The sequence below is a fragment of the Micromonospora sp. S-DT3-3-22 genome (genome assembly GCF_015354745.1).
GTDB lineage: Bacteria > Actinomycetota > Actinomycetes > Mycobacteriales > Micromonosporaceae > Micromonospora > Micromonospora wenchangensis.
Map to the genome: position 1 here is coordinate 46,333 of NZ_JACGMO010000016.1, position 12,134 is coordinate 58,466.

7 protein-coding genes are annotated in these 12,134 nt (G+C 70.4%); 2 read left to right on the top strand and 5 right to left on the bottom strand.

The window, feature by feature from the left end; all coding sequences use genetic code 11:
* Window positions 1-112: 112 nt before the first annotated feature.
* The gene (locus tag H1A17_RS07090; protein WP_145919543.1) at window positions 113-2,449 is read left to right on the top strand and encodes a beta-L-arabinofuranosidase domain-containing protein; all 2,337 of its coding nucleotides are present in this window, start codon (window positions 113-115) and stop codon (window positions 2,447-2,449) included.
* A 225-nt stretch (window positions 2,450-2,674) separates the two neighbouring features.
* Here H1A17_RS07090 and H1A17_RS07095 read toward each other — a convergent pair whose 3' ends face one another.
* The 4 genes from H1A17_RS07095 to chvE form a co-directional block, all read right to left on the bottom strand.
* Complete coding sequence (locus H1A17_RS07095; protein ID WP_145919542.1) at window positions 2,675-4,780, bottom strand: family 43 glycosylhydrolase; 2,106 nt, start codon at window positions 4,778-4,780, stop codon at window positions 2,675-2,677.
* A gap of 344 nt (window positions 4,781-5,124) precedes the next feature.
* On the bottom strand, window positions 5,125-6,375 hold the full coding sequence (mmsB, locus tag H1A17_RS07100) for a multiple monosaccharide ABC transporter permease (protein WP_145919541.1): 1,251 nt from the start codon (window positions 6,373-6,375) through the stop codon (window positions 5,125-5,127).
* Window positions 6,372-7,910: a multiple monosaccharide ABC transporter ATP-binding protein gene (gene mmsA / locus H1A17_RS07105; protein WP_194821430.1), complete on the bottom strand. Its 1,539-nt coding sequence runs from the start codon at window positions 7,908-7,910 to the stop codon at window positions 6,372-6,374. Before mmsA ends, mmsB begins: the two co-directional genes overlap by 4 nt.
* An 86-nt stretch (window positions 7,911-7,996) precedes the next feature.
* On the bottom strand, window positions 7,997-9,139 hold the full coding sequence (gene chvE, locus H1A17_RS07110) for a multiple monosaccharide ABC transporter substrate-binding protein (RefSeq protein WP_145919539.1): 1,143 nt from the start codon (window positions 9,137-9,139) through the stop codon (window positions 7,997-7,999).
* Window positions 9,140-9,578: 439 nt separating this feature from the next.
* Between chvE and H1A17_RS07115 the strand changes: the two genes are divergently transcribed.
* The gene (locus H1A17_RS07115) at window positions 9,579-10,895 is read left to right on the top strand and encodes a hypothetical protein (RefSeq protein ID WP_194821431.1); all 1,317 of its coding nucleotides are present in this window, start codon (window positions 9,579-9,581) and stop codon (window positions 10,893-10,895) included.
* A gap of 84 nt (window positions 10,896-10,979) precedes the next feature.
* On the opposite strand, the gene H1A17_RS07120 is transcribed toward H1A17_RS07115, so the two are convergent.
* Complete coding sequence (locus H1A17_RS07120; RefSeq protein ID WP_145919537.1) at window positions 10,980-12,134, bottom strand: serine hydrolase domain-containing protein; 1,155 nt, start codon at window positions 12,132-12,134, stop codon at window positions 10,980-10,982.

Consider the following 12,134-nt stretch of genomic DNA (forward strand, 5'->3'; position numbering starts at 1 on the left):
CCGGGGCGGGCCGGCGCACCACCACCCGACACGACACCACCGCCCCGACACCACCGTCCGTACGACCCACCCGGACGGGCGCTCGCCCGTGAACCGGTCCCTGGAGGTTCCCATGTCCTTCCCGTCCCTCAACCGACGCCAACTTCTCCAGGCCGCCGGCGCCACCGCGCTCGCCTCCGCCGCAGGTGGCACCCTGCTCGGGGCCGGGCCGGCCGGCGCGGCGCTGGTGGTCCCCCCGGCCCGGGCCGACCTGGGCGTCTCGGCGTACCCGTTCGAGCTGGGTCAGGTCCGGTTGACCGCCGGCCGGCTGCTGGACAACCAGAACCGGACGCTGAGCTATCTCCGGTTCGTCGACGTCGACCGGATGCTCTACAACTTCCGGGCCAACCACCGGCTGGGCACCAACGGGGCCGCGACCAACGGTGGCTGGGACGCGCCGTCGTTCCCGTTCCGCACCCACATGCAGGGGCACTTCCTCACCGCCTGGGCGCAGGCGTACGCGGTGCTGGGCGACACCACCTGCCGGGACAAGGCCAACTACATGGTGGCCGAGCTGGCCAAGTGCCAGGCCAACAACGGCGCGGCCGGGTTCACCGCCGGCTACCTGTCCGGTTTCCCGGAGTCCGACTTCGCGGCGCTGGAGGCCCGGACCCTGTCCAACGGCAACGTGCCCTACTACTGCATCCACAAGACCCTCATAGGGCTGCTCGACGTGTGGCGCTACATCGGCAACACGCAGGCCCGCTCGGTGCTGCTGGCGCTGGCCGGCTGGGTCGACACCCGCACGTCGCGGCTGAGCTACAACCAGATGCAGGCGATGCTGGAGACCGAGTTCGGCGGAATGAACGAGGCGCTCACCGACATCTACCAGCACACCGGCGACGGACGCTGGCTCACCGTCGCCCAGCGCTTCGACCACGCGGGCGTGTTCAACCCGCTCGCCAGCAACTCCGACCAGCTCAACGGCAAGCACGCCAACACCCAGGTGCCCAAGTGGATCGGCGCGGCACGGGAGTTCAAGGCGACCGGCACCACCCGTTACCGGGACATCGCCAGCAACGCGTGGAACATGACCGTCAACGCGCACAGCTACGTCATCGGCGGCAACAGCCAGGCCGAGCACTTCCGGCCGCCGAACGCGATCGCCGGTTACCTGACCAACGACACCTGCGAGCACTGCAACACCCACAACATGCTCAAGCTGACCCGGGAGCTGTGGCTGCTCGACCCGAACCGGGTCGCGTACTTCGACTTCTACGAGCGTGCCCTGCTCAACCATGTCGTCGGCGCGCAGAACCCGGCCGACGGTCACGGCCACGTCACCTACTTCACCCCGCTCAAGGCGGGTGGCCGCCGGGGAGTCGGCCCGGCCTGGGGCGGCGGCACCTGGAGCACGGACTACAACTCGTTCTGGTGCTGTCAGGGCACCGGTATCGAGGCGAACACCAAGCTGATGGACTCGATCTACTTCTACAACGACACCACGCTGACGGTGAACCTGTTCGTGCCGTCGGTGCTGACCTGGTCGCAGCGCGGGATCACGGTCACCCAGAGCACCAGCTACCCGGCCAGTGACACCAGCACGCTCACCCTCTCCGGGTCGATGAGCGGCTCGTGGAGCATCCGGGTCCGCATCCCGGCCTGGGCCACCGGCGCGACGATCGCCGTCAACGGCGAGACGCAGGGCGTCTCCACCAGCCCCGGCAGCTACGCCACGGTGACCCGCACCTGGGCGGCCGGCGACACCGTCACCGTACGGCTGCCGATGAAGGTCGTCGTGCAGCCGAGCAACGACAACGCCAACGTCGCGGCCCTCACGTACGGCCCGGCGGTGCTGGCCGGCAACTACGGCAACACCGGCCTGAGCGCCCTGCCGTCGCTCAACGCCTCGTCGGTGACCCGGACCAGCACCAGCACCCTGGCGTTCACCGCCACCGCGAACGGCTCCACGGTCAACCTCGGGCCGTTCTACGATGCCCACGGCTTCAACTACACCGTCTACTGGAGCACCAGCGGCGGCAGCACCGGCGGCAGCACGCGGATCGTCAACGTGGGCAGCGGCCTGGTCCTCGGCATCCAGAACATGTCCACCGCCGACGGCGGGCTGGCCCTGCAGTGGGGCGACACCGGCACCGCCGACCACAACTGGGTGGTGGTGACCGACGGCGACGCGGTCCGGTTCCGCAACGTCAACAGCGGCAAGGTCCTCGGCGTGGAGAACATGTCCACCGCCGACAACGCCCGCGTCCTGCAGTGGGCGGACAACGGCACCGCCGACCACCGGTGGACCCTGCTCAGCCAGGGTGACGGCACCTACAAGATCCGCAACGTCAACAGCGGGAAGCTGCTCGGCATCCTCAACGGCTCGACCGCCCAGGGGGCGCAGGCCGTGCAGGACTCCGACAACGGCAGCGCGGACAACCGCTGGCGGCTGGTCGCCAACCCGTAAACGGACCACCGTCGGTCCCGCACCGCCGGCGAGACGGTGCGGGACCGACGGTCCCACGGACGGGGCCGCCCCTGCGAGGGGGCGGCCCCGTTCCGTGCGTCCCGGCCGGCGGCGGTCCGGGACCGATCCCGGCGCGGCGGGCCGGGCCGCCCGCACCGCCCGGCCCGCGAGGGGTGCCGACGGTACGGGCGGCCCGGTTCCTCCGCTGCCGTGACCCGGGTCGGGTCAGGGGGTGCTGAGCTGGAACTGACGGATCGTGCTGGTGCCGCCGAGGGCCTGGGTGGCGTGGTTGAACAGGGCGAACCGGTAACCCATGAAGAACTGCCAGGTGTTGTCGAGGGTCAGCGCGTTGCCCAGCGCGGTGAACGTGGTGCCGTCGGTGCTGTAGGAGAACCGGGCCTGCCGGCCGGAGCCGGGGCGGATGTCGGCGGTGGCCCGTAGCCAGATGCGTCCCCCGCTGACCGGGGCGGAGGCGATCTCCGTACCGGTGTTGGTGGTCCGCCAACTGCCGTCCATGGTGAGGTTGCTGGTCATCGACACCCGGGTGGCACCGTTGTCCCGGCGGACGCCGATCCAGGCCGACGAGTTGCGCAGCACCGCCAGCCCGGTCCGGTCGCCGTCGCGCAGCGCCGAGTAGTCGAGTTCGACGGTGGCGGTGGAGGTCGGCCCCTGGATCCGGTGGGTGACCGTGTTCCGGGCGCTGTAGAGGTCGTTGGTGACGGTGGCGGTCTGCAGGCGCAGGCCGTTGTTGACCGACCACTTGGTGTTGTCCGGGTTGTGGTTCCACTCCCACTGCGGGCCGAGCGTGCTGCCGCTGAACGTGTCGGTGCCGGTGAGCGGCTTGACCGGCCGGGTCGGCAGCGGGTTCGGGTACGACGTGCCCCAGCCGCCGTTGACCGTCTGGATCTGCGGCCAGCCGTCGGCGGTCCAGGTGATCGGGGCCAGCGCGGGCACCCGCCCACCGGGGTAGGCGTCGACGAAGGACATGTAGTACCACTGGCCGGCCGGGGTCTGCACCAGGCCGCCCTGGTGCGGCACACCGCCACCGGAGATCGGGCCGGGCATGTTGAGCAGCACCTGACGCATCTCGTACGGGCCGAACGGGCTGGACGACTTCAGCACGTACTGGCCGTTCGCCGGCCGGGTTAGCCAGATGTAGTAGCTGCCGTTGCGCTTGTAGAACCGGGCCCCCTCCAGGGTGCCCACGCTCGACGGGGTGGAGAAGACCTGCTGGCTGCGGACCTCGCTCTTACCGTCGGCCGACAGCTGCGCCACGCTGATCTGGCTGTTGCCGTACGCGACGTACATGGTGTCGTTGTCGTCGACCAGCATGCCGGCGTCGTAGTAGCACTTGTTGATGGTGGAGTGCTGGTTCCAGGCCCCGTCGACGGCGGCGGCGGTGTAGATGTAGGTCTTGGCGAAGTCGATGCAGCCGGCCCAGTAGTAGGTGCGGTTGCTCGGGCGGTAGTTCAGCGTCGACGCCCAGATCCCGTTGACGTACGCCCGCCCGCCGGACATGTCGTACTTCGCGCCGAAGTCCAGCTTGGGCACCGAGTGCCCGGCGAACTCCCAGTTGACCAGGTCGTAGGAGCGCAGGATGGGCGCGCCCGGGGAGTAGTGCATGGTCGAGGCGGACAGGTAGAACGCGTCGCCGACCCGGATGATGTCGACGTCGGCGAAGTCCTGCCACACCACCGGGTTGGTGTACGAGCCGCTCGCCGGTGGCGTGGTTGGCGGCGGCGTGGTCGGGGTGGTGCCGCCGTCGACGCGGACGAGCTGCCACTGCTGGTTGGTGCCGCCCCAGTCGGCGTACTGGACGATGTTGCCGCCGTCGGCGGTCGAGGCGTTCTGCACCTCCATCGCCTTGCCGCTGTTGCGGTTGAGCAGCCGGACGTAGCCGTCGGCCGAGTCGGCGAGCCGGAACTGCTGGTTGGTGCCGTTGCCGTCGGTCCACTGCACGATCGCCGCGCCGTCGGCGGTGGAGAGGTTGTAGACGTCGAGGACCTTGCCCGACAGGCGGGACTTCAGCCGGTAGTAGCCGCCGCCGGAGTCGACGAACTGCCACTGCTGGTTGGTGCCGTCGCCGCGGGTCCACTGGGTGATCCGCGCGCCGTCGTTGGTGGCCCGGTTGTACACGTCCAGGGCCTTGCCGCTGTTGCGGTTGACCAGCACGTACCAGGCGGTGGTGTCCACCGTCGCCGCCGCCGCCCCGGTCGACTGGACCACGACGAGTCCACCGCCGACCAGCACCGTCAGCAGCGCGGCGACGACCCGTGACCACCAGCCGCGCCGTCGCCGGACCGCGATCGGCACCTCTCCCATGGCTACCATGACCCTCCTTCACCAACGGTGGATCGACGGTGGCCCCGGGTCCGGCCCGGGGCCACCGTCGTCGCATTGTTCGAAGCCTGCCGATGTCAACGTTCACTCGGCGGTGCGTCCGCGATGGCGCACGACGCGGCGCGGCGACGGGTCGGGCCTGCCGACCAGCCGCTGTAGGAACGGCTTCAGCTATCCATAGACTGTGAGCGATAACATGATGCTCGTCAAGCTGAAACAGCGAGGACACGATCGACGGGCGGAAATGCCGACGCCCCGGGCCGTGTCGGACGGGTCCGACACGGCCCGGGGCGTCCGGGCGAAGGGTGCGACGCGGGCGGTCGCCGCGTCACCGGTCAACGGGAGGAGCCGGCGCGCCGCTTGTTGTAGACGTCGAAGGCCACCGCGACGAGCAACACCAGGCCCTTGACCACCGACTGGATGGACTGGTCGATGCCCATGAGCTGCATCCCGTTGCTCATCACCGCCATGATCAGACCACCGACCATCGCGCCGACCACGGTGCCGACCCCGCCGGTGACCGCCGCCCCGCCGATGAACGCGGCGGCGATCGCATCGAGTTCGAACATGTTGCCCGCCGCGGGCTGGGCGCCGTTGGAGCGCGAGGAGTAGATCACCCCGGCCACCGCCGCCAGGAAGCCCATGTTGACGAACATCCAGAAGTTGACCGTCCGCACCTTCACGCCGGACAGCATCGCCGCCGAGAGGTTGCCGCCGATCGCGTAGACCTGCCGGCCGAAGACCGTACGCCGGGTGAGCAGGCCGTAGACCAGCACCAGCGCGGCCAGGATGATCAGGACGATCGGCAGGCCCCGGGCGTGCGCCAACTGCCAGGCGAAGTACATGATGACCGCGCCCACCAGCACCACCCGGGCGACGAACAGCGGGAACGACTCCACCGGCTGCTGGTAACGGACCCGGGCCACCCGGGTCCGGAAGCCGCTCACCGCGTAGCCGGCCACCGCGATCGCGCCGATCAGCAGGGTGAACGCGTCGAAGCCCTCCCCGCCGAGCAGGCCGTTGAGGAAGCCGGCCGCGACCTGCTGGTAGTCGGCGGGAAACGGGGACAGCGAGATGTTGTCCAGCACCCGCAGGGTCAGGCCCCGGAACAGCAGCATGCCGGCGAGCGTCACGATGAAGGCCGGGATGCCGGCGTACGCCACCCAGAAGCCGTGCCACGCGCCGACCGCGACCCCCACCGCCACCGCGGCCAGGATGCCGACCCACCAGGGGAAGCCCTCCCGGATGACCAGCACGGCGGAGACCGCCCCGGTGAGCGCCACCACCGAGCCCACCGACAGGTCGATGTGGCCGCCGATGATGATGATCACCATGCCGATCGCCAGCACCAGGATGTAGGAGTACTGGAGCACGATGTTGGTGATGTTGCCGGGGCTCAGCGACACCCCGTCGGTGAGCACGGCGAAGAGCCCGACGATGACGACCAGGGCGACGTAGATGCCGCTCTGCCGCAGGTTGTTCATCACCAGCGCGCGCAGGTCGCTGGTGCCGGTGTGCAGGGCGACGCCCGGGCTCTTCCCGGTGGGCGGCGGGGACGGCGGCGATGAGGTCTTGACGCTGGTCATCCCACGCGCTCCTTGTCCTTCGTCATCAGATCCATGAGGTTCTCCTGGGTCGCCTCGGCCACCGGCACCTGGCCGGTGATCCGGCCGGCGGCGAGGGTGTAGATGCGGTCGCACATGCCGAGCAGTTCCGGCAGCTCCGAGGAGATCAGGATCACCGCCTTGCCCTCGGCGACGAGCCGGTTGACGATCGTGTAGATCTCGAACTTCGCGCCGACGTCGATGCCCCGGGTCGGCTCGTCCAGGATCAGCACGTCCGGGTTGGTGAACAGCCACTTCGACAGCACGACCTTCTGCTGGTTGCCGCCGGAGAGCTTGCCCACCACCGCCATCACGCTTGTCGTCTTGATGTTCATGTCGCGCCGGCTCTGCTCGGCGACCCTGATCTCCTCGTTGCCGTTGACCCAGCCGAGGCGGGCGAGCCGGCCCAGCGCGGCGGCCGAGACGTTGCGCCGCACGTCGTCGATGAGGTTGAGGCCGAAGCGCTTGCGGTCCTCGGTGACGTAGGCGATGCCGTGCTCGATGGCCTCCGCGACGGTGTTCGCCCGGACCTCCCGGCCCCGCACGAACAGCCGGCCCCGCACGTCCCGGCCGTACGAGCGGCCGAACACGCTCATCGCCAGCTCGGTGCGCCCGGCGCCCATCAGCCCGGCGATGCCGACCACCTCACCGGCGCGGACGTCCAGGCTGACGCCGTCGACGACGAGCCGGTCCTGGGTGGGGTGCCGCACGCTCCAGTTCTCGATGCGCAGCACCTCCTCCCCCGGCGACGACACCCGGTCGGGATAGAAGCTGTCCAGGTCCCGGCCGACCATGCCCCGGATGATCCGGTCCTGGGTGACCTCCCCGGAGGCCAGGGAGAGGGTCTCCACGGTGCGCCCGTCCCGGATGACCGTGGTCGCGTCGGCGATCGCGGTGACCTCGTTGAGCTTGTGCGAGATCAGGATGCAGGTGATGCCCTGGCCCCGCAGCCGGCGCAGCAGGTCGAGCAGGTGGGCCGAGTCGATGTCGTTGAGCGCGGCGGTCGGCTCGTCCAGGATGAGCAGCCGGACCTTCTTGGACAGCGCCTTGGCGATCTCGACCAGCTGCTGCTTGCCGACACCGAGCTGGATGACCGGGGTGACCGGGTTCTCGTGCAGGCCCACCGAGGCCAGCAGCTCGGCGGCCTCGGCGTTGGCGCGGTTCCAGTCGATGAGGCCGCCCGCGCCGCGCCGCTCGTTGCCGAGGAAGATGTTCTCGGCGATCGACAGGTGCGGCACCAGGGCGAGTTCCTGGTGGATGATGACGACGCCCTGGGACTCGCTGTCGCGGATGCCCCGGAAGTGCACCGGCTTGCCGTCGAGCACGATCTCGCCGTCGTACGACCCGGTCGGGTGCACCCCGGAGAGCACCTTCATCAGGGTGGACTTGCCGGCGCCGTTCTCGCCGCAGATGGCGTGGATCTCCCCCCGGCGCACCGCGAGGGAGACGTCGGCCAGCGCGGTCACCCCGGGGAAGGTCTTCGTGATGCGTCGCATCTCGAGGATGGTGTCGTCCATGGTCAGCATCCTGATCGTCGAAGCCTGAGGCGGGCTTGCGATGCGTCGGGCGCGGCGGCCGGTGACCGCCGCGCCCGACGACCGGCTTACTTCTTGGCCTGACCGGCGGCTACCTCTTCGGCCGACCAGTAACCGGAGTCGACGAGCACCTTGGTGATGTCGTCCTTGTAGACGGTCTCGATCGGCAGCAGGTACGCCGGGACGACCTTGACCTTGTTGTTGTAGGTCTTGGTGTCGTTGGCCTGCGGCTCCTTGTCCTGCAGGAACGCCTCGGCCGCGATGACGGCCTGCTCGGCGAGCAGTCGGGTGTCCTTGAAGATGGTGGAGCTCTGCACCCCGTCGTTGATCAGCTTGACCGAGGCGATCTCGGCGTCCTGGCCGGTCACCACGGGCAGCTTCTTGGCGCCCTTGCCGTAGCCGGCGTTCTGCAGGGCGGTGATGATGCCCCGGGAGATGCCGTCGTACGGCGACAACACCCCGTTGAGCACGGTGCCGTCGTTGTAGCTGGAGGTCAGCAGGTCCTCCATCCGCTTCTGGGCGGGCTCCTGCTGCCAGCGCAGGATGGCCGCCTGCTCGACCCGGGTCTGCCCGGACTTGACCTTCAGCGTGCCGTTGTCCATGAACGGCTTGAGGGTGTCCATCGCCCCGCCCCAGAAGTACTGGGTGTTGTTGTCGTCCAGCGAGCCGGCGAACAGCTCGATGTTGAACGGGCCGGTCGCGGTGCCCTTGCCGCCGTCCTTGGTCTGCAGGCCGAGGCCGACCAGCAGGGCGGTCGCCTGGGCCACCCCGACCTTGTAGTTGTCGAAGCTGACGTAGAAGTCGACGTTCTTGTTGCCCAGCAGCAGCCGGTCGTACGCGATGACCGGGATCTTCGCGGCGGCGGCGGCGTCCAACTGGCCGCTGAGCGCGGTGCCGTCGATGGCCGCGATGATCAGGACGTCCGCGCCCTGCGTGATCATCTGGTCGACCTGCTGGGACTGGGTGGGGATGTCGTCGCCGGCGTACTGGAGGTCCACCTTGTAGCCCTTGGCCTCCAGCTTCTCCTTGACCGCCTTGCCGTCGGCGATCCACCGTTCCGAGGTCTGGGTCGGCATGGAGACGCCGATGGTCAGGTCGGCGGGCTTCTTGTCGCCGGTGTCACCGCCGCTGCCGGCGCCCCCGCCGCTGCACGCGGCCAGGCTGAACGCCAGTGCCGCGCCGCCGAGCGCGACCAGGAATTTCCTGCGCACAGGTTTCTCCTCTCCGGAACTCCCGCCGACTGCGGGGACCACCTGTCACCTTTCGGGGTAGTGTTAGCGCTCACATCGCCCCCGTCAACAGTCCCTCGGAAATCCGGACGTCACGGTCTCGTAACGGGGTCCACCGCGTGGAGCGCCCGTCCGCCGGGTCCGACCGACCCCCGGGGCCGTGGCCAGCGAACCGGTTCGCGGCGCGCCCCACGGAGGCCGGCCACCGGGCCGGAGCGCGCCGACGGGATCGTCACGCCAGGTTTCCGGCTTGTTACGGGCTCGCCATTGACACGACCCGGGGTGGCGACCATGATCTGCTAAATCAGTTTAGCGACCGTCCTTTCTCCACAGTCGGCCGACGGCGGGCGGACCCGGCCCGGCGGACCGGCGAGCCGGACGAACCGGCGTCGGGCGGCCGTGTCCCCAGGAAAGGACCCGGATGAGACTGCGCAGAGGACTGATCCCGCTCGCCGCCACACTCACGCTGGTCGCCGCCGGCGGCACCGCGTACGCCGCGCCCGACGCCGACCGCGGCGGCCGGGACGCGATCCGCAGCATCACCCCGATCACCACCGTCTACACCTACGGCCAGAAGGTCTCCGCGGTGGCCGTCGAGTACGCCGCCCCGGTCAACCCGCGCACCCTGGACGACGACACCTTCAGCGTGGCCGACACGATCTACAACTTCCGCTTCAACCCCATCGAGGACCTGCCGAAACTCGCCGACCGCACGGTCACCCGCACCTACACCAACAACGCCCCGGCCCCGCGCGCCGACCACCGCTCGGCACCCGGCCGGTACGTCATCGTCGAGCTGGACCCGGCCGACCCCGGCGGCTGGACGGTGATCGTCTCCAAGTGCCCGACCTTCCTCTGCTCGGTCAAGGTCAACCCCGAGCTGCCCACCCGGGTGGTGCAGCGCAAGGACGTGCACGCCCAGCCCGGCCGGGGCCTCGGCAAGGGTCCGGTGCTGGCCAGGGCGACCCCGCGTGAGTCCCGCCCGGTCACCGAACGACCGGTCGACCGCGAGGTCGACGCGTTCCGCTACGGCTCGTTCGTCAGCGCCGGCACGGTGCTGCCCTACCACTACCGGCTGCCGCGTGACTACCGGCCGGGCCGCAGCTACCCGCTCATGGTCGTCCTGCCCGGACACGGGATGGGCTGGGACGGCGACAACCTCGGCGTCCAGCTCGCCGCCGACATCCCGGCGACCGCCTGGTCCCAGCCGGGCTGGACCGGCAGCCGCGAGGACGTGATCGTGCTGGCCCCGCAGCACCAGCGGGTCGGCGGCGTGGCCGAGGCCGACCTGCTGGTCAAGCTGCTCGACAGCTTCGTCGACGAGTACGCCGTGGACCGCCGCCGGGTCTACGCGACCACCGTGTCGTACGGCTCGCAGCTGCTGTGGGAGGCGTTCGCCAAGCGGCCGGACCTGTTCGCCGGCGGGTTGGTCACCGGCGGCTTCCCGGTCAACACCGGGCAGGCCACCGCGATCGCCGCGGCCGGGGTCCCGGTCTGGATCACCCACGGCGAGCACGACCATCTGCTCCCCGTCGCGGGCGCACGCAACTCGGCGGCCGCGCTGCGGCAGGCGTACGAGGCGCGGGGCAGGACCCCGGCGCAGATCGCCGACCTGGTCCGCTACACCGAGTACGCCGACTCGGCGTTCACCCTGCCCGACTACCACGCCGCGTTCGGGCCGACCTATGAGGACAGTGGCATCCTGCGCTGGCTGCTGGCCCGGCGCAAGCCGGCGTAGGGCCGGCCGCTGAGCCGGCGCGGCGGCGGACGGCGGCGCGCCCCGGGTGTCCCTCGTCGGGACGCCCGGGGCGCGTCCGGCCGGTCAGTCGTCCAGGCAGGACCGCAGCGCGGCGGCCAGCAGGTTGGCGCGTTCGTCGCCCATGCCCTGCATCTGGTTCACCACGTAGCCGAAGCCGACCTGGTGGGCGTCGTCGCCGAAGCCGAGGTTGCCGCCGGCACCGTCGTGGCCGAAGCTGCGCTCGGACAGCAGCGGCCGGGCCGGCGGGGAGTGCAGCAGGAAGCCGGTGCCCCAGCGCTGGCCGGTGTCCGGCGGGCCGTGCCGCTGCTGGCCCCGCGACCGTACGACTGTCGCGTCGTCGACCGACGCCGGGTCGAGCAGGGGCGGTCCCGCCACCGGCGACACGCAGGCGGCGTAGAGCCGGGCCAGCCCGTCGGCCGTGCTCACCGCGCCCGCGCCCGGGATGCCGGCGGCCTGGATGGCGGGATCGTTGAAGCTGACCAGGCCGGCGTCGTCGGCAGGGAACGCGAACGCGCCACCCATGGTGATCCCCCGGTCGGCCACCGGGTCGACGAACGGTTCCGGGTCGGGTGGCGGGGCGATGTTCCAGGCGACCGAGTCGCGTTCGACGGCCGGCAGCCCGAGCCAGGTACGCAGGCCCAGCGGCGTCGCCAGGGCGTCCCGGAAGAACACGCCGGGCAGCTGACCGGTGATCCGGTGGATCACCTCGCCGATCAGCCAGCCGTAGGTCATCGGATGGTAACTGTGCGCGGTGCCCGGCTCCCACAGCGGGGTCTGGGCCTCGATCGCCTTGATCACCGGGTCCCAGGCGAGCACCTCGTCGAGGGTCAGCGGACGGTCGAGCGCGGGCAGGCCGGACTGGTGGGTGAGCAGCCAGCGCACCGGGATGTCGGCCTTGCCGTGCCGGCCGAACTCCGGCCAGTAGCGGGTGACCGGCGCGTCCAGGTCGAGTCGGCCCTGCTGCACCAGCAGGTAGGCGCAGATCGCCAGGATGCCCTTGGTGCAGGAGTAGACGACGACCGGGGTGTCCGCCGTCCAGGGCCGGCCGGTGCGCGGGTCGGCCGTCCCGCCGTACAGGTCGACGACGCGGCGACCGCCGACGTAGACGGTGACCGCCGCGCCGACCTCCCCCCGGTCGGTGAAGTTGGCGCGGAAGACGTCGGCCACCCGCCCGTACCGTTCGTCGGCGTCGCCGTGGATCTGCGGCTGCGTGGCCAC